Source organism: Propioniciclava sp. LT432 (assembly GCF_059515965.1).
Window position 1 is genome coordinate 21,771 of sequence record NZ_JCAKNE010000018.1, and the last position, 25,261, is coordinate 47,031.

21 protein-coding genes are annotated in these 25,261 nt (G+C 71.7%); 11 read left to right on the top strand and 10 right to left on the bottom strand.

The window, feature by feature from the left end:
* Positions 1-3: 3 nt before the first annotated feature.
* The 5 genes from AC5YDV_RS11280 to AC5YDV_RS11300 all read left to right on the top strand — a co-directional run bounded on the left by AC5YDV_RS11280 (position 4) and on the right by AC5YDV_RS11300 (position 8,786).
* The gene (locus tag AC5YDV_RS11280; RefSeq protein ID WP_496183423.1) at positions 4-4,704 is read left to right on the top strand and encodes an ATP-dependent helicase; all 4,701 of its coding nucleotides are present in this window, start codon (positions 4-6) and stop codon (positions 4,702-4,704) included.
* A gap of 230 nt (positions 4,705-4,934) precedes the next feature.
* On the top strand, positions 4,935-6,305 hold the full coding sequence (locus AC5YDV_RS11285; protein WP_496183424.1) for an L-serine ammonia-lyase: 1,371 nt from the start codon (positions 4,935-4,937) through the stop codon (positions 6,303-6,305).
* A 61-nt stretch (positions 6,306-6,366) separates the two neighbouring features.
* Positions 6,367-7,287, top strand: coding sequence for a hypothetical protein (locus AC5YDV_RS11290; protein WP_496183425.1), 921 nt, complete (start codon positions 6,367-6,369; stop codon positions 7,285-7,287).
* A complete protein-coding gene (locus AC5YDV_RS11295; protein WP_496183426.1) occupies positions 7,284-7,697 on the top strand; it encodes a thioesterase family protein in 414 nt (137 codons plus the stop codon). Before AC5YDV_RS11290 ends, AC5YDV_RS11295 begins: the two co-directional genes overlap by 4 nt.
* Positions 7,698-7,790: 93 nt before the next feature.
* On the top strand, positions 7,791-8,786 hold the full coding sequence (locus tag AC5YDV_RS11300) for a LacI family DNA-binding transcriptional regulator (protein ID WP_496183427.1): 996 nt from the start codon (positions 7,791-7,793) through the stop codon (positions 8,784-8,786).
* Positions 8,787-8,816: 30 nt separating this feature from the next.
* Here the strand turns inward: AC5YDV_RS11300 and AC5YDV_RS11305 are convergent, their stop codons facing one another.
* The 6 genes from AC5YDV_RS11305 to AC5YDV_RS11330 form a co-directional block, all read right to left on the bottom strand.
* Entirely contained in the window at positions 8,817-11,093 is a 2,277-nt protein-coding gene (locus AC5YDV_RS11305) for a beta-glucosidase family protein (protein WP_496183428.1), read from the bottom strand.
* A gap of 111 nt (positions 11,094-11,204) precedes the next feature.
* Entirely contained in the window at positions 11,205-13,193 is a 1,989-nt protein-coding gene (locus AC5YDV_RS11310; RefSeq protein ID WP_496183429.1) for a M3 family metallopeptidase, read from the bottom strand.
* 55 nt (positions 13,194-13,248) lie between these two features.
* Positions 13,249-14,742 (bottom strand): serine/threonine-protein kinase, encoded by a 1,494-nt coding sequence (locus AC5YDV_RS11315; protein WP_496183430.1) that lies wholly within the window; start codon positions 14,740-14,742, stop codon positions 13,249-13,251.
* 73 nt (positions 14,743-14,815) lie between these two features.
* Positions 14,816-15,556 (bottom strand): phosphotransferase enzyme family protein, encoded by a 741-nt coding sequence (locus AC5YDV_RS11320; RefSeq protein WP_496183431.1) that lies wholly within the window; start codon positions 15,554-15,556, stop codon positions 14,816-14,818.
* Between the two features lie 50 nt (positions 15,557-15,606).
* Entirely contained in the window at positions 15,607-16,308 is a 702-nt protein-coding gene (locus AC5YDV_RS11325; protein ID WP_496183432.1) for a pirin family protein, read from the bottom strand.
* Positions 16,305-16,823: a glycine cleavage system transcriptional repressor gene (locus AC5YDV_RS11330; RefSeq protein ID WP_496183433.1), complete on the bottom strand. Its 519-nt coding sequence runs from the start codon at positions 16,821-16,823 to the stop codon at positions 16,305-16,307. Before AC5YDV_RS11330 ends, AC5YDV_RS11325 begins: the two co-directional genes overlap by 4 nt.
* A gap of 83 nt (positions 16,824-16,906) precedes the next feature.
* Here AC5YDV_RS11330 and AC5YDV_RS11335 point away from each other — a divergent pair, with 83 nt between their 5' ends.
* From AC5YDV_RS11335 to AC5YDV_RS11360, 6 genes are all read left to right on the top strand, one after another.
* Positions 16,907-17,536: a hypothetical protein gene (locus tag AC5YDV_RS11335; protein WP_496183434.1), complete on the top strand. Its 630-nt coding sequence runs from the start codon at positions 16,907-16,909 to the stop codon at positions 17,534-17,536.
* Positions 17,533-18,723 carry an MFS transporter gene (locus tag AC5YDV_RS11340; protein ID WP_496183435.1) on the top strand — a complete coding sequence of 397 codons (1,191 nt, stop codon included), beginning with the start codon at positions 17,533-17,535 and terminating at the stop codon, positions 18,721-18,723. The genes AC5YDV_RS11335 and AC5YDV_RS11340 overlap by 4 nt, the downstream gene beginning before the upstream one ends.
* Before the next feature lie 77 nt (positions 18,724-18,800).
* Positions 18,801-19,196 carry a GntR family transcriptional regulator gene (locus tag AC5YDV_RS11345; protein ID WP_496183436.1) on the top strand — a complete coding sequence of 132 codons (396 nt, stop codon included), beginning with the start codon at positions 18,801-18,803 and terminating at the stop codon, positions 19,194-19,196.
* The gene (locus tag AC5YDV_RS11350; protein ID WP_496183437.1) at positions 19,189-19,656 is read left to right on the top strand and encodes an ATP-binding cassette domain-containing protein; all 468 of its coding nucleotides are present in this window, start codon (positions 19,189-19,191) and stop codon (positions 19,654-19,656) included. Before AC5YDV_RS11345 ends, AC5YDV_RS11350 begins: the two co-directional genes overlap by 8 nt.
* 26 nt (positions 19,657-19,682) lie before the next feature.
* A complete protein-coding gene (locus AC5YDV_RS11355; protein ID WP_496183438.1) occupies positions 19,683-20,054 on the top strand; it encodes a hypothetical protein in 372 nt (123 codons plus the stop codon).
* Positions 20,055-20,056: 2 nt separating this feature from the next.
* Positions 20,057-20,776 (top strand): hypothetical protein, encoded by a 720-nt coding sequence (locus AC5YDV_RS11360; RefSeq protein WP_496183439.1) that lies wholly within the window; start codon positions 20,057-20,059, stop codon positions 20,774-20,776.
* Between the two features lie 12 nt (positions 20,777-20,788).
* On the opposite strand, the gene serB is transcribed toward AC5YDV_RS11360, so the two are convergent.
* The 4 genes from serB to AC5YDV_RS11380 form a co-directional block, all read right to left on the bottom strand.
* A complete protein-coding gene (gene serB / locus AC5YDV_RS11365; protein ID WP_496183440.1) occupies positions 20,789-22,000 on the bottom strand; it encodes a phosphoserine phosphatase SerB in 1,212 nt (403 codons plus the stop codon).
* Between the two features lie 204 nt (positions 22,001-22,204).
* Positions 22,205-23,743: a glycoside hydrolase family 3 protein gene (locus tag AC5YDV_RS11370; protein WP_496183502.1), complete on the bottom strand. Its 1,539-nt coding sequence runs from the start codon at positions 23,741-23,743 to the stop codon at positions 22,205-22,207.
* A 6-nt stretch (positions 23,744-23,749) separates the two neighbouring features.
* Positions 23,750-23,905, bottom strand: coding sequence for a hypothetical protein (locus AC5YDV_RS11375; RefSeq protein ID WP_496183441.1), 156 nt, complete (start codon positions 23,903-23,905; stop codon positions 23,750-23,752).
* A gap of 115 nt (positions 23,906-24,020) precedes the next feature.
* On the bottom strand, positions 24,021-25,181 hold the full coding sequence (locus AC5YDV_RS11380) for a DUF2207 family protein (protein WP_496183442.1): 1,161 nt from the start codon (positions 25,179-25,181) through the stop codon (positions 24,021-24,023).
* Between the last annotated feature and the right edge of the window lie 80 nt (positions 25,182-25,261).

Sequence of the window (25,261 nt, forward strand, 5' to 3'; positions counted from 1 at the left end):
ACGATGACCACCGGACCCGGCGCCGACGCCCTGGAGCCCTTCTCACCCGCCACGCGGGCCTGGTTCTCCAGCAGCTTCACCGCGCCCACCCACGCCCAGGCCGGGGCGTGGGCGTCCATCAGTTCGGGGCAGCACACGCTCGTCGTCGCGCCGACGGGGTCGGGCAAGACGCTGTCGGCGTTCCTGTGGGCGATCGACCGGCTCACGACGTCCCCGCCGCCCGAGGAGCCGCTCAAGCGCTGCCGGGTCCTGTACGTCTCGCCGCTGAAGGCGCTGGCCGTCGACGTGGAACGCAACCTCCGCTCCCCGCTCGTCGGCATCGGCCACGCCGCCGACCGCCTCGGCCTGCCGCGCCCGCAGGTGAGCGTCGGCGTCCGGTCGGGTGACACGCCCGCGGACGCCCGGCGGCGCTTCGCGAAGGCGCCCGACGACATCCTGATCACAACGCCGGAGTCGCTGTACCTGCTCCTCACCTCACAAGCGCGGGAGGCCCTGCGCGGCGTCGAGACCGTGATCCTCGACGAGGTGCACGCCGTGGCCGGCACCAAGCGCGGCGCGCACCTGGCCCTCACGCTCGAACGCCTCGACGCCCTGCTCGAGCGGCCCGCCCAGCGCATCGGCCTGTCGGCGACGGTCCGCCCGATCGAAGAGGTGGCACGCTTCCTCGCGGGTGGGCGTCCGGTGACGACCGTGCAGCCGCCGAGCGAGAAGAAGTGGGATCTGCAGGTCGTCGTCCCGGTCGAGGACATGGCCGCGCTCGGCACCCAGCCCGGCGCGCCGGATCCGGAGCAGGGCGCGCAGACGCCGTCCATCTGGCCGCACGTCGAGGAGCGCATCGTCGACCTCGTCGAGCAGCACCGCTCCACGCTGGTGTTCGCGAACTCACGCCGCCTGGCCGAGCGGCTCACGACCCGGCTCAACGAGATCGCCCAGGAGCGTGCGGGCGATCCGGTGCCGGGGCCGACGCGGGTTCCGGCCGAGGTGATGGCCCAGTCCGGGCAGTCCGCCGGCGCCGACGCCGTGATCGCGCGCGCCCACCACGGGTCGGTCTCGCACGACCAGCGCCAGCAGACCGAGGAGGCGCTCAAGGCGGGCCTCCTCCCCGCCGTCGTCGCCACCTCGAGCCTCGAACTCGGCATCGACATGGGCGCCGTCGACCTCGTGGTGCAGGTCGAGGCACCTCCGTCCGTGGCGTCCGGCCTGCAAAGGGTCGGACGCGCTGGGCACCAAGTGGGCGCGACCAGCCGCGGCGTGTTCTTCCCCAAGTACCGCGGCGACCTCGTCGCGACGAGCGTGATCGTCGAGCGGATGAGGTCCGGGGCGATCGAGGCACTGGGCGTCCCCGCGAACCCCCTCGACGTGCTCGCCCAGCAGGTCGTGGCCATGGTCGCCCTCGACGACTGGACCGTCGACGACCTCCTCGCCACCGTCCGCAAGGCGGCCCCGTACGCGACGCTCACCCGCGGCGTCCTCGAGGCGACGCTCGACATGCTCGCCGGCCGCTACCCCGCCGAGGAGTTCGCCGAGCTGCGTCCCCGCCTCGTCTGGGACCGCGTCACCGGCACCCTCACCGGGCGCCGCGGCGCCCAGCGCATCGCCGTCACCAACGGCGGCACGATCCCCAACCGCGGGCTGTTCGGCGTCTTCATCGCCGGCGACGGCCCCGGACGCCGCGTCGGCGAGCTCGACGAGGAGATGGTCTACGAGTCGCGCGTCGGCGACACGATCACGCTCGGCACCAGCACGTGGCGCATCGAGGACATCACCCACGACCAGGTCCTGGTCTCCCCCGCGCCGGGCCAGCCCGGACGCCTCCCCTTCTGGAAGGGCGACACGATCGGACGCCCCGCCGAGTTGGGCGAGGCGCTGGGCGGGTTCGTCCGCGAGGTCTCCGCCCTCGACCCGGACGCCGCGGGCCCGCGCCTGGCGTCCGCCGGCTTGGACCCCCTCGCCACCCAGAACCTCATCACCTACCTGGCCGAACAGCGGCAGGCGACGGGCACGGTCCCGAACGACCGGCAGGTGGTGGTCGAGCGGTTCATGGACGAGCTGGGCGACTGGCGGATCGTGATCCACTCCCCGTACGGCGCACGCGTCCACGCCCCGTGGGCCCTCGCGATCGGCACGCGGCTCCGCGAGCGCTACGGGGTGGACGTCCAGGCCATGCACGCCGACGACGGCATCGTCCTGCGACTTCCAGACTTGGGGTTCGACGACTTCTCGGACGGCGCGCGGGGCGACCACGGCAGCGGCAGCAGCGAGCAACCCTTCGCCGACCTGCTCGAGCACCTCCTCCCCGACCCCGACGAGGTCACGGCGCTCGTCACCGAGCAGGTGGGCGGCTCGGCGCTGTTCGCGTCCCGGTTCCGGGAGTGCGCGGGTCGGGCCCTGCTGCTGCCGAACCGGCGTCCGGGGCATCGTCAGGCCTTGTGGCAGCAGCGCCAGCGCTCGGCGGCGCTGCTGGAGGTGGCGTCCAACTACCCGAGCTTCCCGATCGTGCTGGAGGCTGTTCGCGAGGTCCTGCAGGACGTGTACGACCTGCCCGGCCTGGCCGCGCTCCTGCGGCGGGTGACGGCGCGCGAGGTCCAGGTCGTCGACGTCACCACGCCTCGTCCGAGCCCGTTCGCCCAGAGCCTGCTCTTCGGCTACGTCGCCCAGTACCTCTACGAGGGGGACCAGCCGCTCGCCGAGAAGCGCGCCGCCGCGCTGTCCCTCGACCCGGACCTGTTGGCCGAGTTGCTCGGCACATCCGAGGGGATGAGCCTGCGCGACCTCCTCGACCCGGACGCACTGGCCCGCACCCACGCCGAACTCCAGCACCTGGCCGAGAGCCGCAAGGCCCGGGACGCCGACGACCTCACCGACCTGCTGCGCACCCTGGGCCCCCTGACGGAGGCCGACATGGCCGAGCGGTCCGCCACCCCGGACGCCGTCCCGGATTGGGTGGCCGATCTCAGCGCAGCGGGCCGCATTCTCTCCGTGCTGCATTTCCGGGTGGAAGAACCCCAAGGATCCTCGGGGAATCTCCACCCGGAAATGCAGCACACGCACCGCTGGGCCGCCATCGAGGACGCCGGACGCCTCCGCGACGCCTTGGGTGTCGCCCTGCCTCCCGGGGTTCCGTTCGCGTTCGCCGAGCCCGTCTCGGACCCGCTCGGCGACCTGCTCGTCCGCTACGCCCGCACCCACACGCCGTTCGCGGTGGACGACGTCGCCGCGTGGCTCGGCGTCGGGCGGGCGGTCGCGCTGGACGGCCTGCGCCGGCTCCAGCAGGCCGGACGCCTGGTCGAGGGCGAGTTCACCCCGGGAGCGACGGGCCGGGAGTTCGTCGACCCGGGCGTGCTGCGGGTGATCCGCCGGCGCTCGGTGGCGGCCCTGCGCGCCGAGGTCGAGCCGGTGCCCGCCGAGGACTTCGCGACGTTCCTGCCGGCCTGGCAAGGGGTGGGCTCACCCACCGGCAGTGCACCCACCCGGAACACGACCGTCAGCAAGGGGACAGGCCCCGCCTACCGCGGCATCGACGGCGTCCTGCGCGCGGTGGAACAACTCGCGGGCGTGGTCCTGCCGGCCTCAGCGGTCGAGTCGTTGATCCTGCCGGCGCGCGTCCGCGACTACGCCCCGGCCCTGCTGGACGAGCTCTGCGCCGCCGGTGAGGTCGTGTGGCGCGGGCATGGATCGCTGGCCGGGAACGATGGCTGGGTGTCCCTGTGGCCGGCCGACCTGGCCCACCTGGCCGGCCCGGCCGTGGCCGATCCCGAGGGCGAAACCGAACTTGCGATCCTCACCACGCTCCACGCGGGCGGCGCCCTGTTCTTCACCGCCCTCGCCGCCACGCTCGGGGAGTCCGCCGGCACCTCGGCCGCCACCGCGGGTCAGCGCGCGAGCGAGGCCCTGTGGTCCCTGGTCTGGAAGGGCCACCTCACCAACGACACCCTGGCCCCGCTGCGCGCCAGGCTCGGCGGTGGCTCGACCACCCACCGCGTCCGCGCCGCCGCACCCCGGACGCGCTACGGCCACCCCCGCCTCCCCCGCGCCCCCCGGCTGGACGCGCCGCGCGACCTCGGGGGACGCTGGTCGCTGTTCCCCAGTGAGGGCGTCGACCCCACCGAGGCCCTGGTCACCACCTCGGAGCTGCTGCTCGACCGCTACGGCGTGGTCACGCGCGGGTCGGTCCAGGCGGAGGGCATCGAGGGCGGGTTCGCCGGGGTCTACAAGGTGTTGAGCGCCGCCGAGGAGGCGGGGCGCGTGCGCCGTGGTTACTTCGTCGAGGGGCTGGGCGCCGCCCAGTTCGCCACCACGGGGGCCATCGACCGGCTCCGCGGGTCGGCCAGGCACGCCGCCACGCTCGTGCTCGCGGCGTCCGACCCGGCCAACCCGTTCGGCGCCGCCCTGCCGTGGCCCAACTCGGGCGACCACAAGCCCGGACGCAAGGCCGGCGCCCTGGTCGTCCTCGACGGCGGACAGCTGAGGGTCTGGCTCGAGCGGGGCGGCCGGACGGCCCTCACCTGGCTGCCCCCCGACCCCGACGTGGCGACCCGTGCCGCCACCGCGCTGGCCGACCTCGTCCGCACCGGGCGCCTCGCCGCGCTCACGGTCGAGAAGGTCGACGGGCAGCCCTCGCTCGGCTCGGAGCATCCCTTCGTGGCGGCGCTGTTGGCGGCCGGGTTCCACCAGGTTCCGAAGGGCGTCCGGCTGCGCCGCTGACGGGCTGGGCCTCAGGAGCGGTCGGCGATGAGCGGGGCGAGGGCCATCGCGATGATGACGACGGCCACGACCAGGACGGCTGTGAGGATGAGGAAGGTGGTCATGCGACCAGCCTGTCGCCCGGCCCCGACAGTTTCATCGGCTCGCGGGACCCGCCACCCTGCGACTTCCGGGGTGTTTCCCCTCCTCCCACGGTGGTAGAGGGCCCTGCTCGTGGGTACTGTCGATGCATGGCCCTCAGCGTCTTCGACCTGTTCTCGATCGGCATCGGGCCGTCGTCGTCGCACACGGTCGGCCCCATGCGGGCGGCCGGATTGTTCCTCGACGACCTGGCCGGCCGACTCGACGAGGTCGCCCACGTCCGCTGTGACCTGTACGGGTCGCTCGGCGCGACGGGGCGGGGCCACGGCACCGACAACGCGATCATCCTCGGCCTGCTCGGCGCGAAGCCGGAGACCGTCGACCCCCGCTCGGTGGCGGCCACGGTGAAGCAGGTGTGGGACGGCGACGGGCTCCTCCTGGCCGGACGCCACCACATCGCCTTCGACCCCAACGCCGACCTGGTGCTGGACGGTTCCCGGGAACTGCCCGCCCACCCCAACGGCCTCGAACTGCGCGCCTGGGACGCCTACGACGACCCGATGCTCGCGTCCACCTACTACTCGGTGGGGGGCGGCTTCGTCGTGTGCGGGGACGCCCACGCGTCCGACCCGGTCGTGCCCGACAACGGAACGCTCCCCCACCCGTACCGCACGGCGTCCGACCTGCTGGAGATCACCGCACGTACCGGCCTGTCCATCTCGCGCGTGGCCCTGGAGAACGAGGTCGCCCTGGGGCGCACCGAGGACGAGGTGCGCGCCGGGCTGCTCAAGATCTGGGAGGTCATGCAGGAGTGCGTCCGCAACGGCGCGAAGACCGAGGGACACCTCCCCGGCGGCCTCCGCGTCCTGCGCCGCGCACCGGCCCTCCACACCAAGCTGGTCGCGGAGGGGGCGTCCGACGACCCCCTGCGCGGCATGGACTGGATCACGTTCTACGCTCTGGCCGTCAACGAGGAGAACGCGGCGGGCGGTCGCGTGGTGACGGCACCGACGAACGGGGCGGCCGGCATCATCCCGGCGGTCCTGCACTACTACTGGAACTTCATCCCGGGCGCGGACGACGACGGCGTGGTCAGGTTCCTGCTCACCGCTGGCGCCATCGGGATGATCTACAAGACAACCGCGTCCATCTCGGGCGCCGAGGTGGGGTGCCAGGGTGAGGTCGGGTCGGCGTGCTCGATGGCGGCCGGTGCCTTGGCCGCGGTCCTGGGCGGGACACCGGAACAGGTCGAGAACGCCGCCGAGATCGGCATGGAGCACAACCTCGGCCTCACGTGCGACCCGGTGGGCGGACTCGTCCAGATCCCCTGCATCGAACGCAACGCGATCGCTGCGGTGAAGGCGATCGCGGCGGCGAGGACGGCCCTGCGCGGGGACGGTTCGCACATCGTGAGCCTCGACAGCGTCATCAAGACGATGCGCGAGACGGGCAAGGACATGCAGGCCAAGTACAAGGAGACCGCCCTGGGCGGTCTCGCGGTGAACGTCATCGAGTGTTGAGACGGACGCCGAAGCTCCTGCCGGGCGCGCCAAACGGACCCCGATGCGGCACGATGGGATCGTGGAACGGCTCATCGAAGGGAAACCCGGCGAGCAGGCGGCCGTGTGGGTCCAGGACCGGGGCGGCGGCCCCCTGCGCCTGAGAGGGCATGTGGTGATCGAGGACCTGAATGGGGTTCTCACCTCGATCTCCTCGCGGACGGGTGCCAATGGCCCCCTCAACCCGGTGACCCAGTACATGCTGTCCCGGGCCGCGGAGCACCTCGCCGACCGGTTGGTGGACGACGCCGGACCCAGCCGTGACGGCCGCGAGGCGGTGCCCCGGATCCTGTCGAGCTCGCTGGGGCACCAGCCGTTCGTGGAGTCCGTGCTCGAGATGAGCCAGCACCAGATGCTGCGCCGGTGGCCGCTCGCCACCGACTGGTACACCGACGTCATCAACTACGTGATGCGCCCGGCGCGTTTCGAACCCAAGTACGACACGCTTTTCGAGACCGTCGGCGAGGCCTCCTCGGCCACACTGGGCGACCTGATCCGCCGGTTCACGCACGAGGCGTCCGTGTTCCCCCGCGACACCAAGGTGGTCCGCGTGGCCGAGGCCCTGCAGGCGCTGTGGCCCGACTACCCGCCCGTCGCGAACGCCATGGGCGCCTATCGCCGGACGGTGCTCGAGCGGTATGTGCCGTTGTACGAGGCGGCGATGCGCGCCTACGGCCTCGTCGCCCGTCCGGGCCTGGACATCGGCGTGGTCTCCTGGGTGTTCAACGGATTGAGCTCCCGCGAGACGGTGGAGGTGCTCGCCGGCCAGACGACGACGCACACGACGCAGGACGGGACCGTCTGGTCGATGACCGCGTGGGCCGTCCTGGTCATCATCGCCGGCGCGGCCATGGACGAGGACGGCAACACCTTCCACCCGGACGACCTCGCCAAGCGCCTCCCCGTCCGCCCGTTCGTGCCCCCCACAGGAGAGACCACATGAAGGACCTCGCCGTCGGCACGCGCGGCTCGGTGACGATCACGGTCGACGAGTCGCTGACCGTACCCGCCGTCTCGAGCCAGTACCCGCGCTTCGACACCATGCCGCCGGTCTTCGCGACGGCCTACATGGTCGGCCTGGCCGAGTGCGCCGCCATGGACGCCCTCCATCCCTCGCTGGACGAGGGCGAATCCAGCGTCGGCATCGACGTCGCCTTCAAGCACACCGCCGCCACCCCGGTCGGCATGAAGGTGACAGCGGACGCCGAGGTCACCGCCGTCGAGGGTCGCATCGTGAGCTTCCGGATCGTCCTCCGCGACGAGGTGGAGCCCATCGGCGAGGGCACCCACCAGCGCGCGGTCATCAATCAGGCCAAGTTCGAGACCCGCGTGGCGGCGAAGGGTGGTCGCTAGCGTCCTTGCCCCGGCAACCGGGGGAAACTTGTTGACAGGGCCGTGACGCAACGTCAGGATGGCCGTCCCGACGATCCTGAGGGGCACGCTGACGTGACCGGTGACGGGGTCAGGCGACCCACCATCCACGACGTGGCCATGTTGGCCGGCGTCTCCACCGCGACGGTGTCGCGCGCCTTCAGCCGCCCGGACAAGGTCCGATCCGAGACGACGGGACGGGTGATGGACGCCGCCCGGGCGCTGGGCTACCACACCGAGGGAATGACGCTGGGCCGCGAGGCGCGAACCCGCGTCCTGACCGCGATCGTCGGCCCGATGGTGGATCCCTACTTCCTCACCGTGACCCGGGGGATCCAGCAAGCGGCGGCCGAACTCGACTACACCGTGCACTTCGCGTTCCACGAGGGCTCCATCGCCGAGGAGCTCAAGAGCCTGGAGCGGGTCTGCGGGACCGATGGGGTCATCGTCGTCAGTCCCCGCTGCCCGTCCGCGGCTCTGCTCGCCTGCGCGCGCTCGCATCCGATGGTCCTGGTCAACCGGCGCGTCCGGGGGGTTCCGGCTCTGAGCGTGGACAACGTCGACAGCGCCCGCCAGGCCTTCGACCACCTGGCGGCGACCGGGCACCGGCGCATCGCTTACGCCCACGGCGATCCGAGGGGATGGGTCGCCAGCGTCCGGTGGCGCGCCATCCGCGAGCGGGCGGACGAGCTGGGCCTGACGGCGGTCCGGCTGCCGCCGGGCTCACCCGGGCTGAGCGATCCCGCCGTCCTGGCGGCAGCCGACGAGGACGCCTACATCGTCCACAGCGAGCGGTACGCCAAGGACCTCATCAAGAACTTGGCGCGGGCAGGCAGGTCCGTGCCGGGCGACGCCTGCGTCGCCAGTTTCGACGACCTGCCCGACTCGTCGGACTTCCACCCGAGCCTCAGTTCGGTCGGAGCGCCGATCAAGCAACTGGGCATCGGCGCCGCCCGGGCCCTGGTGACCCTCATCGAGCGGCGGCGCCCCACCCGCGTCACGCGCCTGCCCGCGCACCTGGTCGTCCGCGAGTCGTCCCTGTGTGGAAAGGCGAAGGACGGGACCCCCTGAGCGGGGATCCCGTCCTGCGGTGGGGGACGATCAGCGCTTGCCGGGCGTCCGCACGGTGACGGTGTCACTCAACGAGACGTTGTCGGAGGAGTTGCCGACGTACACGGTGTACTCACCGGTCGGGGTCGTCCAGGCGTCAGCCTCGGCGTCCCACACCGACAGCGGGTGGTTGGTCGCGGCCGGGTCGATCGTGATCTCGACACGCGTCTTCTCACCGGGCTCCAGCCACACCTTGTCGAAGCCGACCAGGCGCTTCGGCGGCTGGTTGGCGGCCTCCGGGAGACCGAGGTAGACCTGCGGAACCTCGGCGCCGGCCACGTCTCCGGTGTTGGTGACGAAGAACTGGACCTTGATCTCCTTGGTGCCGTCGTTGACCTTGGGGGTCACGACCAGCTTCGAGATCTCGAAGTCGGTGTACGACAGGCCGTACCCGAAGGAGAACAGCGGCGTGACGTCGTTGGCGTCGTACCAGCGGTAGCCCATCTCGAGGCCCTCGTCGTAGTACACCTGGTCCACCGTCAGGTTGCCGCGGGAGTTGACCACCCCGTCGGTGTCGAGACCCGGGTAGGCGCGTTCGCTGCCCGCGGTCGGGGTCTGGTCCACCGAGGCGGGGTAGGTGACCGGCAGCTTGCCGGACGGGTTCGCGAGGCCGAACAGCAGGCGCGCGACGACGTTGCCGTCCTCCTGGCCCGGGTTCCACGCCTCGAGGACCGCCGGGACCTCGTCCAGCCACGGCATCAGGACGGGGTCGCCGTCCTTGAGCACGACGGCGGTGCTGTCGTTCGCGGCGGCGATCGCCGAGATCAGCGCGTCCTGGCCGTCGGGCAGGTTGAGGTTCGGGGTCTTGTTGTCGAGCAACAGTTGGTCGCGGCCCTCGGCCGTCACGAGTCCGGCCATGACGATGACGACGTCTGCGTCCTGAGCCGCCGTGACGGCCTCGTCGAGGTTGGACAGGTCCTTGGCGACGGTGACCTTGTTCACCTGGGCGTCGGAGCCGATCTCGTCGAGCACGTTCTGCAGGCCCTCGAGCGGTGTGACCGTGTAGGTCGGGACCACACGCGAGCTGCCGCCACCACCGGAGACGGCCTCGTCCACGTAGGTGGACTGGCCGATGAGGGCGATCGTCGTGGAGTCCTGGGACAACGGCAGGAAGTCCGCGTCGTTCTTCAGCAGGACGGCCGACTGCTCGGCGATCGAACGGGAGACCTCACCGTTGGCGGCCGGGACGGCGTCCCGGGTGATGGGACGGTCGAACACGCCGTACTTGAACATCTGGACATAGCGGCGGGTCAGGGCCTGGTCGATCGTGTCGATCGACAGGTCGCCGCTCTCGAGGGCGGCCTGCAGGTTCTCGAGCTTGAACCAGTTCGGACGCGGCATCTCGAAGTCCATGCCGGCGTTCAGTGCGGCGGCGGTGGAGTGCGTCGCACCGAAGTCCGACTGGACGTACCCCTTGAAGCCCCACTGGTCACGCAGGACCTCGGTCAGCGTGTAGGGGTTCTCGCAGGAGTAGGTGCCGCCGATCTTGTTGTAGGAGCACATGATCGAGGCGAGGTCGCCGTCCTTGACCGCCATCTCGAACGGCAGCAGGTACAGCTCGTGCAGGACCGACTCGTCCACGTTCACGTTGACGTTGCCGCGGTCCTTCTCCTGGTCGTTCAGGACGTAGTGCTTGGCCATCGCGAGCACGTCGTTGTCCTGGACGCCGCGCACCTCGGCGGCCGCCATGACGCCGGCGAGGTAGGGATCCTCGCCGAAGTACTCGAAGTTGCGGCCGCCGTTGGCGATGCGGGCCATGTTGATGCCGGGTGCCTCGAACTCGTGGATGCCCAGCGTCCGGCTCTCCCGACCGGCCAGGTCACCGAACTGGTAGGCGAGGTCGGCATCGAAGCCGGCCGCCAGCGCCAGCGCGACGGGCAGCGCGGTGGCGGGCTCCTGCGGCGTGCAGTCGCCGTAGCCGACACCGACGGGGCCGTTGGTCACGCGGAACGAGGGGATGCCCAACTCGGGGATCCCCGTGACGTTGCGGAACGTGCCGTAGCCGGTGCTCGTCTGCCCGTTGCACTCCGGCAGCAACTCCGGCGACGGGACGCCGGAGCCGGTCAGCTGCTGGGCCTTCTGGGGCAGGGTCAGGGCATCGACCAGCAACTCGGCGCGTACCTCGGGGGTGAGGGTGGTGTTCATCCACGGCAACGTCGGCGACGACGGCTGCTGGGCTGCGGCCACACTCGCGGTGCCCACCACCAGGGGGACGGCCGCGACCAGGGCCAACGCCTTGAGCCGCGTCCTTCTCGTGAGGGTTCTCATGGGTCTCCTTCGACCAACTCGGGGTGCCCGGGAACGGGCATCCGAGCTGACCGTAGGGAGAGCCGCCAGAGGCGAGCCACGGTTTACAGGCGTTTACATCGCCGGCTCCCCTCAGAGCTCCAGGCCGAGCCGTTCCAGCAGCGGCTCCACCCGCGGATCCCGCCCCCGGAACGCGCGGTAGGTGTCCATCGCGTCCACCGAGCCGCCCGGCGCGAGGAGCGTCCGGCGGAAGTGGTCGCCGTTCTCGCGGGTCCCGCCGCCGTTCTCGTCGAACCAGGCCACGGCGTCGGCGTCCATCACCTCGGCCCACTTGTAGCCGTAGTAGCCGGCCGCGTAACCGCCCCCGAAGATGTGGCTGAAGTACGTCGAGCGGTAGCGCGGCGGCACCAGGTCGGACGCCACCCCCCACTTCTCCAGGGCGCGGCGCTCGAACCCCTCGACCTCCTCGCCCGAGACCGGCAGGGCGTCCAGCGGGGTCTGGTGCCAGGCCTGGTCGAGCAGGGTGGCGGCCATGAGCTCGAGTGTCCCGAACCCCTGGTTGAACGACTGGGACGCCTTGAGCTTGTCCAGCAGGTCCGCCGGCAGGACGCGGCCGGGCTGCCACGCCCAGTGCTCGTTGACCTGGGAGGGGAACTCCACGAAGTCGCGCGGCGTCGCCGTGCCCGACTTCGACGGGTACTTCGAGTCGGCGAACAGGCCGTGCAGGGCGTGCCCGAACTCGTGGAACATCGTGATCACGCCGTCCCAGGAGATCGCCGAGGAGCCCTGGGTGTAGTTGCAGTTGTTCGTCACGACGGGGAGCTGCTTGGTGAGGTGGTTCTGGCGGACGATCGACGTCATCCACGCGCCGCCCTCCTTGGTGGGGCGGGCCCAGAAGTCCATGAGGAACAGGCCCAGCGGCGACCCGTCCTCGTTGTGCACCTCGTAGACCTCGGTCTCGGGCGTGTGGCCGACGAGGTCCTCCCGCAGGGTGAACGTGATGCCGTAGAGGTCGTGCGCGGCGGCGTAGGTGGCGTCCAGCACCCTGGCGACGTCGAGGTGGGGTTCCACGTCGGCGTCCGAGAACGCGTACGTCTCGGACCGGACGATCTCGGCGACGTACTGCCAGTCCCAGGCGGCGAAGTCGTCGCCCTGCCCGAGCTCGGAGAACCGCTCGGCGAAGGCCACGGCGTCCGCCTCGGCCTGCTTGAGCGCAGCGCGTCCGAGTGGGCCCATCAGGGCGTTCACGGCGTCGGTCGTCCTGGCGCAGCCCGACTCGGCCGACAGCGCCGCGTGGTGCTCGTAGCCGAGCAGGGCGGCTCGCTCGGCGCGGGTCCGGGCGATGTCGACGATGAGCTGGCGGGTGTCGTGCTCGCCCCTGAGACCGCGGGAGGTGGACGCCTCGTACACGCGCCGGCGCAGCCCCCGGTCGTGGAGCTTCGCCATGATCGGCTGCTGGGTGGTGTTGACCAGCTCGATGGTCCACTCGCCGTCGCCGGTCGCCAGCGCGTCCACCTCGGCGTCGATGAGGCCGGCCAGCTCGGCGCGGTCGGTGACGACCACCTTGCCGGCGACGCGGGCCTCACGGTTGGCCTTCTGGAAGGCCGCGCCCAGCTCGGCGAGGCGCGTGTTGAGCTCACGCAGCCGGGCCTGGTCGGCCTCGGCCAGCGCGACGCCGGCGCGGGTGAAGCGGCGGATGGTGTCCTCGAGCAGCCAGGCGTCCTCGGGGTCGAGGATCACCTCGCCGGTCTGGGCGCGGGTCGCGAGTTCGGTGAACCGGTCGAACAGGCGCCGGTCCAGCCAGATGGAGTCGCCGTGCTGGGCGAGCCGCGGCGCGAACTCGGTCTGCAGGGCGTCCAGCTCGGGGGTGGTGTTGGCCGCCCGGACCGCGTAGAACGCCATCTGCAGGCGGGCGAGCAGGTCGCCGGAGGTGTCCCAGGCGTGGAGGACGTTCTCCACCGTCGCGGGCTCGGTGTCGGTGGCCAGCGAGTCGAGGGCCTCGAGCTGCTGGGCGGTGCCGATCTCGAACGCCTCGCGGTAGTGCTGGGGCGTCAGCGCCGCGAAGTCGGGCAGCAGGTACGGAAGGTGCGAGCGTTCGAGCAGCGGGTTGGTGGAAGTCATGGGTTCCAACGTAGTTGGCCCACCTCGTGTGCGCACCCGGGCCGGGAGCGCCGGGTCAGAGGGCCCGGCGCACCGCGGAGAGCGCAAACTCCAGCGCGGCGGCCTCGAACCGGTTGAGCTCGCCCTGGTCGCGCTGGTCCTCGATGGACTCGCGCATGTCGTCCACGGCCCCGGTCGGGTCGTCGCCCTTCTGGATGTCCTTCTTCGCCTCGTTCCAGGCCTTGGTGAGGGCCTTCGTCGCCTTGGAGTCGTTGGGCAGGGCCGCGATCGCGGCGTCCATTCCCCTGATGGCCGCCTGGAGGGCGACCTCCTCCCCCGACGGCAGGGAGGGGCGGTTCGCCGGGGCGGTGGCCGGCGGGGTGGTGGCGCGAGGGGCGGTGGTGCGAGGGGCGGTGGTCCGCGGGGCCGGCTTGGGGGTCGGCGAGGTCGCGGGCTTGCTCGCGGCGGGCGTGGCGGACGGGGTGGCGGTGCCCTGGAAGCCCCGCAGGAGCTCCCCCCCGAGGGCCCACGCCACCATGAACACGAGGATCGCCGCGATCACCACCCCCAGCCCCAGCGCCGCCTTCCGGAATCCCTGGTGGGACCGGTCGTCCGGCGCCCCGACGGCAGCGGACGCCGTGGGCCGGACCGCGGCCGAGGGCAGCACGGCCGTGGCCGCGGGCAGCACCGAGGTCGCCATGGGCGCCGCGACCGCCGCGGCGGGGAGGACCGCCGTGGGGGCGGCGTCCGGGTTCTGGGCCAGTTCGGCCAGCGCCCGCGCGACAGCGGACGCCGTGGGTCGGGCCAGCGGATCCTTGGCCAGCATGCGGCGGACGAGGTCGTCCAGCGCCGGGGACAGCTCCGGACGCCGCGACCGCACCGACACCGGCGGGTCGGTGACCTGCCGCTGGGCCACCTGAATGGCGTTGTCCCCCGGGTACGGGGGCTGCCCGGTGAGCAACGCCACCAGGACACCGCCCAGCGCGTACACGTCGGACGCGGCCGTCGCCCGCATCCCCCGGGCCTGCTCGGGCGACATGTAGGCGGCCGTGCCGAGGGTGGTCGCCGGAGCGGTGAGGTGGGCCTCGGCGTCCAGTTGGACCAGCGCGATGCCGAAGTCGAGCAACTTGACGGAGTCGCGGTCGACCATGATGTTGGCGGGCTTGATGTCCCGGTGGACGACCCCGATGGCGTGGGTGGCGACGAGGGCGTCCGCCACCTTCGCCCCGACCGCGATGGCGCGCTCCTCGGGGACGCCGCCGGTCTCACGGATGACCGAGGCCAGGTCCTGTCCGCCGAGGTACTCCATGACGAGCCAGGCGATGTGGTCGTCGGCGCCGGCGTCGAAGATGGTGACGATGTTGGGGTGGTTCAACTGCGCGGTGGCGATCGCCTCGCGGCGGAAGCGGTCGGCGACGGACCGGTCCGGGCTCTGGGTCAGGTCGACGACCTTGACCGCGACCTCGCGCCGCAGCCGCTCGTCCTGCGCGCGCAACACCTGCGCCATCCCCCCGCGCCCCAAGGGGGAGGTGAGCCGGTAGCGCCCGCCGACCAGTTGACCCTGATGCATGGAGCCCATCGTAGGTTGACCGGGTGACGGGGGATCGACCCGGGTGGGCCGAGGGATCCCGCGCACCCGGACGTCAGGGCAGCAGGCTGCGCAGGTAGGCGGCGTCCTTGGAGTAGTTCTCGGCGTCCAGGAGCAACTTGTCGTTCTTCCGCGCCACCCCATGGGAGTGGGTGAAGGCGGACAGGGCTTCCAGGCGTTCGACGATGGCGGCCAACAGGTCGGGCATGGTGGCGTCCGTCCCGTACGCCGTCATGGCCAGCTGCAGTCGGGCGGCGAGGTCGATCGGCAGGTCCGGGGCGTCCGGGTTGGAGGGGCGCATGAGCGGGACGGTCCGGTAGCACAGGTAGGCCAGGTCCCACAGGCGGGGGCCGGGGGCCGCGAAGTCCCAGTCGATGACCCCGACCAGTTCCTGGTCGCGGAACACCATGTTGTACGGGGCGAAGTCGTTGTGACAGATGACTTCTGCCGGCTTGTGCGGGGCCGTCCGCCAGTGGGCGTCGGGGTCGTCGTAGCCCTCGGTCGCGTCGTGCAGCTTGCGCAGCCACTTCGCGGCGCGTTTGAGCGTGGCGTCGGAGTACACCCACTCTGGCAGCGGGTAGGTCGGGACCTTCCCCTTGAGGTAGCTGAGGGCCTCACGGCCGTCCTTCGTCCACCCATGCGGCTCGGGCACCCAGTCCAACCCTTGGTCGCGGAGGTGCGCCAGGAGGCGCTGGATCGCCGGCGTCCAGGGGCCCGCCTCGCGCAGCACCTGGTCTCCCCGACGGGACACTTCCGTCATGGTGCTGCCCTCGAGCGGGCGTTCCGGCTTGGCCATGGCCCCAGCCTAATCGCCACAGCCGTCGACAACGGTGTCGCCGGTGGCAACTACGCCAGCGGGGCCCCGCCCAGGATCACCGCGCGCACGACGTGCCCGGCGGACGCCGTGGTCGCGACGCCGAAGTCGCCGCCACTCACGAGTGCGGCGTGCCCGGACGGAACCTCGACGTCACCGACCCGCAGGGCGGCGCCCTCCGCGATGACGACGTACTCCCAGCCGTCCTCGGCCGGGACCTGGAGCGGCTCGTCGGAGGCGAACCTCACCTCGCAGGCCAGCGCGGGGGCGTGGGTGACGACCGGGGAGTCCTCGAAGCCGAACTCGCCGACGATGATCGCGACCTCGTGGTCGCCCACGCGGACGGGCTCGGGCCAGAACTCCTCCACCGACGCCTCCACCTCGGACGCCGCGGGCGCGGCCAGGCGCAGCGCGATGCCGGTGACGGGCTCGTCGGCCACCGCGGCCTGGGCCACCTCGATGCCGGTGCCCGCGGTCACGACGACGGCCTGCCCGGGCCCGTACTCCACGTCCAGCCCGGTGGAATCGATGTGGCGCAGGCGTCCTGCGAACAGCCAGGTGAGCGACTGGGTGTCGGCCTGCCGCCGAGGCGGGTGGCTCAGGACACCGGGGCCGAACCAATCGACGTGGGTCCACGGGCCGACGGCGCTGACGCCGTCCGTGGGCAGGAGCCGCAGGACGGGTTCGCCCCCAACGGTCGTGCCGGCCGGCTCCAGGATGCGGACGTCGGTCATTCCGAGACGTCCTCCACGGTGATGTCGACCATCAGCTCCATGGCCAGGCGTTCGAGGTCGGCGCGCAGCGCGTCCGTGTCGGTGCTGTCGGTCACGGGGACGACCAGCAGCGCCTCGAAGAGGCGACCGCCGGCCATGGGGGCGTCGTAGGTGCCGGTCTCGACCTCCTCGATGGAGAGGCCGTGCTCGGTGAAGACGCCGGACAGCTCCTTGACCAGGCCGGGCCGGTCGTTGCCCAGCAGCTCGACGGTGATCCGGCCGACCGGCTCGTCGGCGGCCGCGGCGTCCACGTCGTGCACGACGACGGTGAGGCCCTCGAGCGCGGTCACCGCGGCACGGAACGACTCCGCCCGGTCGTCGGGCAGCGTGACCACGACGATGCCGGCGAAGGCCCCGGCGAGCTCGGCCAGCTGGCTGCGCTCCCAGTTTCCGTCGTGGGCGGCCACGACCTCGGCGAGTGACTTGACGATGCCGGTCCGGTCGTCACCGATCAGGGTGAGCACGAGAGTGGTCATGGCCGTCACGCTACCGGGCCCACCCATGCGGCAACAGGGGCACCGATGCGGTGATGGACGGACCGGGCGCGTAGCCTGCAGGGGTGGATTTCGTCGTGCTGTGGGGGTGGGCCTGCGCCGTGGCGGGGACAGCCCTGTCCGTGCCCCAGGTGGCGCGCCTGCTGGCCACGCGGACGAGCGCGGGGGTGAGCCCCCTGCTGTGGCAGCTCAACGTCGCGAACGGCATCGGGTGGACCGCCCACGGCCTGGTCACGGGGCACCTCAACGTGACGGTCCCGAACGCCCTGAGCGGCCTGCTCGCGGCGTTGGTGCTGCTGCTGGTCCAGCGTGACCGGCGACTCCCCCTGCTCCGGACGTGGGCACTCCCCCTGGCCGTGGGGCTCGTCGGGGTCCTGGTCGTGCTGCTGGCGCCCGTGGGCGGCTTCGGCGTCTTCGCCGTGTTCCCCCTGGCCATCGGCTTCGGGGACCAGACCCGCGACCTGCTCACCTCCCCCGACATCAGCGGCGTCTCGCCGGTCTTCGTCTTCGGCGCGCTGGTCGTCCAGGTGATGTGGTGGACGTGGGCCCAGATGGCCGGCGACCTCTCCATCTTCATCTGTGCCTCCGCGATCGGCGTGATCTGCCTGCTCAACGGCGCGCTGTGGCTGCTGCGCCACTCCGGGCGCCTGCGCCCCCGCGTCCGCCGGGCCGCGCCGGTGGTGGAGGCCGCGTGACGGCAACCGCCGGGCCCGCGACCCGCGTGCCGGTGCCCCGCGAGATCTGGGTGCTGGTCGTCGCCGCGTTCGTCATCGCGCTGGGCTTCGGCATCATCGCGCCGATCCTCCCCCAGTACGCCGCCAGCTTCGACGTGGGCGTGGCCGCGGCGTCCGCCATCGTGACCGTGTTCGCGCTGGCCCGCATGGTGTTCGCCCCCGCGGCCGGCTCGCTCATCGGGCGGTTCGGCGAACGGTGGATGTACATCGCCGGCCTGGCCGTCGTCGCCGCCAGCTCGTTCCTGTGCGCGGTGGCCGTGGGCTACTGGGACCTGCTGCTGTGGCGCGGCCTCGGCGGCCTCGGCTCGGTGACGTTCACCGTCTCGTCGATGGGCCTGATCGTCCGGTTGGCCCCCCCGACCGCGCGCGGGCGGACGTCCGCGCTCTACGGGTCTGCGTTCCTGCTGGGCAACATCATCGGCCCGATCCTGGGCACCTTCCTCGCGGTGCTGGGCTACCGCGTGGCGTTCGCCATCTACGGCGGCACGGTCGTGGTGGCGCTGCTCGTGGTGCTGCTCTTCCTGCGGGAGCCGCCGAAGGACCCGGCCGTCCAGGACGCCCGCCCGCGGATGCTGCTCAACGAGGCCATGGCACTCCCCGAGTACCGGGCGCTGCTCGTCTCGGGCTTCGCGAACGGCTGGGCGACCTTCGGCGTCCGGATCGCGCTGGTGCCGCTCATGGCGGCCCACGTGCCGACGATCGGCGCGCCGATGGCGGGCATCGCGCTGACGCTCATGGCGGTCGGCAACGTGATCGCGCAACAGTTCACCGGCCGCATGGTGGACGCGCTGGGCCGACGGCCCGTGCTGATGGTCGGCCTGCTCGTCACCGGGCTGACGACGCTCGTGTTCGGCTGGTCGGTGTCCCTCCCGGTGTTCCTGGGCCTGTCCCTGCTGACGGGCGTGGGCGCCTCGATGATCCAGCCGGCCTCCCAAGCCATGCTCGCCGACATCATCGGCTCCGACCGCAACGGCGGCCAAGCGCTCTCGACGTTCTCGATGTCGACCGACCTGGGCTCGATCGCCGGCACCCTGCTCGCCGGCCTCATCGCGGACGTCTTCGGGTTCGGCTGGGCGTTCTTCCTCACCGGCTGCATGCTGCTGCTGGCGATTGGGCCGTGGTGGCGCGTCCGTACGGTGGCCGACTGACCCCGCCCCCCTCCCATGGGACGACCCCAGTGACCCACCCCCTTGTGGGCGTGCGCTGGCAGGTGCATGATGATTCCATGGTTAGTTACTCCACTAATGAACCCATCGGGTCGCCCGGTGGGGTGGAGTCGCCCCTGTTCCTCCAGGTCGCCCGGGCGATCGAGAACGACATCGTCGATGGTCTCCTCACCGAGGGGGCGCAGGCTCCCTCGACCAACGAGATCGCGGCGTTCCACCGCATCAACCCCGCCACCGCGCTGAAGGGCGTCAGCGACCTCGTCGCCCGGGGCGTCCTGTACAAGAAGCGGGGCATCGGCATGTTCGTGGCCACCGGCGCCCGCGCAACCCTGCTGGCCCGTCGCCGCGCCGACTTCGCCGCCCAGTACCTCGCTCCGGCCCTCGCCGAGGCCGACCGCCTCGGGCTCGGCACCGACGACGTCATCGCCCTGATCAAGGAGGCCCGCCATGGCTGACTCCCCCTCCGCCACCCTCGCCGACGTGGCGGTCACCTTCCGGTCCGGGTCACGCGCGGTGCATGCCCTCGCCGGCGTCACCACCTCGATCCCCGCCGAGTCGATCGTGGGGCTCATCGGCCGCAACAGCGCCGGCAAGACGACCCTGTTGCGCGTGCTGGCCGGGCGCGAGCCGCGATACTCCGGCACGGCGTCCGTGTTCGGCGTCCCGGTCTCGCGCCTGGGCCGGACGCCGGGGCTGGTCCACCTGGCCACCCACCGCTGGCCGGCCGCCGGGGACCAGAACCTGGCGTCGCTGGCACGCGGGGTCGCGCGGGTCCGTCCGCACTTCGACCGGGACCGGGCCCTCGACCTGCTGGAACGTTTCGGCGTCCGCCCCGACGCGAACCCCCGACGCCTCAGCGCCGGGAAGGCGACCGCCGCCCAGGTGGCCCTCGCGCTCGCGAGCCGGCCCCGCTGACCCTGCTCGACGAGCCCCAGGCCGGGTTGGACGCCCCCAGTCGCGACCTGCTCACCCGGCTCATCATCGAGGAGCAGGACCTCCACCCCCGCACCTGGGTCATCTCCACCCACCTCATCGACGAGACCGCGCCCCTGTTCGAACGCGTGCTCGTGCTCGACGCCGGCCGGCTCACCGCCGACTCCGACATCGACGCGTTGCTGGCCCGCTGGGTCCGCGTCGAGGCGGACGCCGCCGCTCTCGAATCCCTCCCCCGGCTGGGGGAACTCGAGCGCCTCGGCGGTCGCACCAGCGCGATCGTTCCCGTGGACGCCGTGCCCACCGGGCTCGTCGGCCGCACCCACCCGCTCACGCTGCAGGCGCTCGCCGGCGTCCTGCCGCTGGCCTCGAAGGAGTGACCATGTCCGCCCCCGCGTTCCCCACCGAATCCCGCACCGAGCCCTCACCGCTCGTCCAGGTTCCCTGCGTCCTCGCCGCCGTCGCCGGCCGGTTCGGCTGGCGGCTGTGGTGGCCGCTGGCGGCCTGGCTGCTGGCGGCGGCGCTCGCAGGAGCCACCCGGGCCTTCCCCCTGTACGCACCCGGCGAGCCGAGCCAGTGGAGCACCACCGCCGCGGGCGTCCTGTTCCTCAGCGGAGTCGCCGCGATCCCCGTGTTGTTCCTGTGGGGAGCCCGGTACGCGCTGGGCCTCGGCCACGACCGCCGCGTCGTGTACGGGGTGACGGCCGCAACCAGCCTGCTGCTGCAGCCGGTCCTCCACCTGGTCTCGCTCACCGCCGCGTGGACCGAGCACCGGGTCGTCGGGGCGCAGGGCGTCCACGTGTTCGCGCTGGAGACCAGCAACGTGTTCGGCACCTGGAACAGCGTCTGGAACGGCACCTGGCTCCTGGGGCTGTTCTACGTGCTCCCCCTGCTGGCGCTCCTGGTGTGCGCGTCGGCCGCGATGGCTCGCTGGGGAGCCCTTGGACTGCTGGGCCTCGTGGCGATTCCCGTGGTCGTCGTCGTTGCGGGGGCCCTGCTGTACGTGGTCGGACTCGAGGCCGTGGCCGTCGGGCTGTTCTCGGCCGTGGTGGTCGGCTCCCTGGTCGGCGGGTGGCTCATCTTCCGGCGCCTGCCCGTCTGACCACCCGGGCTGTCAGTCCTGGTCGGCCCGTGGCGCCCGCATGGACGCCGCGTCCTCGACCTCCTCGCGGCTGAAGCCGAGCAGGTAGAGGACCGCGTCCAGGTAGGGCAGGTTGAGGGCCGTGTCGGCGGACGCCCGGACCGCGGGCTTGGCGTTGAAAGCCACCCCCAACCCCGCGGCGGCGAGCATGTCGAGGTCGTTGGCCCCGTCGCCGATGGCGACGGTCCGCGACAGCGGCAGGCCCTCCTCGTCCGCGAAGCGCCTGAGGGTCTCTGCCTTGGCGGCACGGTCGACGACGGGGCCGTGCACCCGTCCGGTCAGGACGCCGTCGGCCACCTCGAGCCGGTTGGCGTGCACGCGCGTGATGCCGAGCGACTCGGCGAGCGGGCCGACGACCTCGAGGAACCCGCCCGAGACCAGCCCGACGGCGAAGCCCAGGTCCTGGAGGGTCGCCACCAGCGTGCGGGCGCCGGGGGTGAGGCGCACCGCGTCCAACACCTCGTCGAAGACGCGGACCGGCAGGCCGGCGAGGGCGGCGACGCGCTCGTGGAGGGACTCCGCGAAGTCCAGCTCGCCGCGCATCGCGCGCTCGGTGACCGCCGCCACCTCGGCCTCGCGACCGGCGTGGCTCGCCAGCAGTTCGATGACCTCGTCTTGGATGAGGGTGGAATCGACGTCCATGACGACCAGGCGCCGACCCTGCCGTGACAGTCCGGCGGGCGACACCGACACGTCGAACCCGGTCTCGGCGGCCGTGGCGGCCAGCGCCGGACGCAGGGCCGCGACCTCGGCGTTCGACACCATGAACTCGAGCGTGGTCATCGGGGTGCGCGACAGGCGGCGCACCCGGTCGATGTTGCCGCCGTGCTCGCTGATCACCTGTCCGACGGCCGCGAGGTGGGTGGCGCGCAGGGGGCGTCCGAGGATCGTCACGACCACCCGCTTCGGACGCGGTGGGTTGTCACCCAGGCCCTCCTCGATGGTGAGCCGGTACCCGAGGCGGGCGGCGGTGCCGGCGAGGCGGTCCTCGAGGCGGGCGAGGTCGTCCGGCAGGGAGCCCAGCAGCAGCGCGATCGTCGCCTGGCCGCGGACGACCACCTGCTCCAGGTCGAGCACCTCAGTGCCGAGCCCGGCGACGGAGCTCATCAGCGCCTGGGTGATGCCGGGCCGGTCCGGGCCCGCCAGCGTCGCTGCGAGTGTCTGCATCGTCTGCATCTCGGCCATGCGGCCATCCTTCCACCTCCCCGCCGAGGGCTCGGGTTCCATCCGCCGAGGGCTCGGGTTGGGAGCGCCGAGGGCTCGGGTTGGGAGCGCCGAGGGCTCGGGTTGGGAGCGCCGAGGGCTCGGGTTGGGTGCTGCACAGGCCCTGTGCAGCGGGGAACCCGAGCCCTCGGCGGTCTGAACCGGAGCCCTCGGCGGATCAGCGGGTCAGCGCTTGGCCTCCCACAGGCCGCCGCACCAGACGAGCTCGTTGGGCGTGCCCTTGAACTCGGACTCGCCCATGATCTTCTGGATCGTCTGGCGGATGACCTCACGCGTCGGCTTGTACGCGTTGATGAAGGTCTTCACCATCGGCACGTCGTAGAGGTGCGTCGTCCAGTTGAGGCCGATGAACACGACCGGCTTCTCGTAGACCTGCCACGGGATGTCGGCCGACATCGGGTTGGCCCAGCGGATGCGGTACGCGTTCTCCGAGGCGTAGCCGCGCTGGTCGCACCACGTGAGGGTCGCGTCGAAGTCACGGACGTAGTCGGACACCTTGCCGCCGATGCGCTCGTCGCCCCGGGCCAGGGTGACCTGGAACCCGACGGCCTCGAGCTCCTCCTTGATGAGGTCCGCGGTGCCGCCGCTGGCGTAGATGGCGCCCGGCTCGTTGGACGAGAGGACGCGCAACTCGATGCGCGGGTGGGTCTCCGGACGGATCGGGAGCTCGTCCTTCGTGTTCTTCACCAGGGTGATCGCCTTGTCCGCGGCGTCCGCGGCCATGCGCTGGTGCTCCTCGCCGTTGATGATCGCCAGACCGTCCTCGGTCGGCTGGTGCTCCCCACGGTGGAGTCCGATGGCCGCCTTGACGCCGAGGATGCGGCGCAGCGCGTCCATGAGGCGCTCCTCGGTGATGACGCCATCCCGGTAACCCTGCATCATCGACTCGTAGTCCTCGTCCTCGTCGCGGAAGAAGAGCAGCATGTCGCAGCCGGCCGCGATGCAGCGGGGGACGGCGTCCTTGCGCTTCATGGCGGCGGCGAAGCCGATCATGTGCGAGGCGTCGGTGATGGTGAGGCCGTTCCAGCCCATGTCCTTCTTGAGGAGGTCGGTCAGGAGCTCGGGGGCCAGCGTCGCCGGCATGATGTCGTCGTCGGTGAACTCCGGGCGCAGCTTCTTCGAGTAGTGCGGCAGGGCGATGTGGCCGACCATGATCGAGTGCAGGCCGTCGTCGATGAGGGTCTGGTAGACCTTGCGGAACGACGCGTCCCACTCCTCGGGTGAGAGCTCGTTGACGCCGAGGAGCAGGTGCTGGTCGCGCTCCTCCGTGCCGTCACCGGGGAAGTGCTTCACGCAGGTGGCGAGGCCATTCTCGGTGATGCCCTTGAGGTAGGCCCGCGTGTACTTCAGGACGGTGTCCGCGTCGGTGCCGTACCCACGGGTGTTCACGATGGTGTTGCGCCAGTTGTAGAGGATGTCGACGCAGGGGTCGAAGTTCCAGTTGACGCCGATCGCGCGGCAGGTCTGACCGGCGACCAGGCCCGCGTGGTAGGCGACCTGCTCGTCGCCGGACGCCTCGCACGCCGCGCCGGATGCGATGTAGGTGCCCTCCTCGCACGCGCCGTCGCCGCCGTTGTCGCAGTTCGCCGCAACGAGCATCGGGATCTTGGCGACCTCGCGCAGGCCCTGCGTGAAGGTGAAGACGCCCTTGGCCGCTGAGCCGGAGTCCTTGTAGCGCTGGCCGCCGTAGTGGTACTTGTTGATCTTCTCCTACGCCTCATCGACGTCGAGGTTTCGGTTGTGGCTGATGAACAGCTGACCGATCCTCTCCTCGACCGTCATGCCGGCGATGGTGTCCTCAACCCACTGGATGTCGGCATCCGACAGGTTGTAGGGCTTGGCCTTGAGGTCCACGAACTCACCCACGGGTCTGCTCCTTCGCTCGCCGGGGCGTCCCCCCGGGCAACGTCACGTCACCTCACGCTAACCAGAGCCCGCCGGACGCGCGGGCGAAACCGTGAAACCGACCGTTGTTGCCACCTCAGAAGTCGAACCCGTCGAAGAAGCCGCCCCCGTCGCCGCCGCCATCGAAGAAGCCGCCTCCGTCGCCGCCCATGTCACCGCCGCCGAGGTCGCCGCCGTCACCGCCGAGGTCGCCGCCCAGGTCGCCGCCGTCGAGCGCGTCCAGACCGGATGCCTCCCCCACGTCCGTGCCGAAGTCGCCGAGCCCGCCCAGCGCGTCCAGGCCACCACCCATGAGGAAGTCGGTCCACAGCATCATCGAGACCATGTCGTAGCCCGCCCACAGGAACCAGTCGGGGGCGTACTCGGCGTCCTCGTAGGCGTGCTTCACGACCTCGGACCACTGTGGCAGGATGCCGAAGATCACCGCGTAGGGGAGCAGGCGCTCGTGGAGCTTGGCGATCTCGCCCTTGTGCTCGCCGTCGGCGCCGGCCAGCGCCGGGATGCGCTCCGCGGTGTCGGGGGCCTGGAGCACCTTGAGCCGGTCCGTCTCGGCCATGGTCATGTAGAGCTTGAGCCCGTCCAGTTCATCGTTGATGCGGCGTCCCTCGCCGGTGAGGCGCCACGGCTTGGGCTTGATGAACTGCGTCGCCACGCCGCCGATGATGGTGAGCGCCAGCAGCGGCAGGGCCGCCGCGTCAGCGCCGTTGATCAGCGTCATGAACCCGACGGCCGCCAGGCCGAGGCCGGCCCAGCCGGTCGCGAGCAGCCGGGTGGACGCCCCGTGCCGCACCCAGCCGCGACGCTCCACCGCGGCGTACGCCTCGGCCGTGGCAGCTTGGAAGGCGATGGTGCGCTGGCGGTCGGGGCTGAGCTCGACCCGGGTGAGCGCCGATCCCGGGGGGAAGACGGCGCGGTAGACGGCCAACGGCACCTCGGGCAGGTCCGGCTCGTCGAGCCGGTGGCGCTGGACGAACCAGGTCTTCTCCTCGCCCTCACCGACCACGCCGACCTGCCAGACACCCCGGACGGCCAGGTCGAGGATCTCGGACGGGACGATCGAGGAGTCCTTCACCTCGCGGCGGAGGGCCCCGGCCAGACCGGGGGTGACCGCGCGCGGGGGAGCGAACGCCACCGCGACCGTCTCGTTGCCCGGCGCGTCCCCTTCTCGCCTGACCAGGACGATGCGCGCCACGAGGGCGACCACGGTGAGGACGGCGAGCAGGGCGGGCCAGATCATGGGTCCAGATTACGGATGCGCCCAACCCGATGGCCCTGTGCGGCCCTCACAGCGCCGAGGGCTCGGTTCTACTGCGCCGA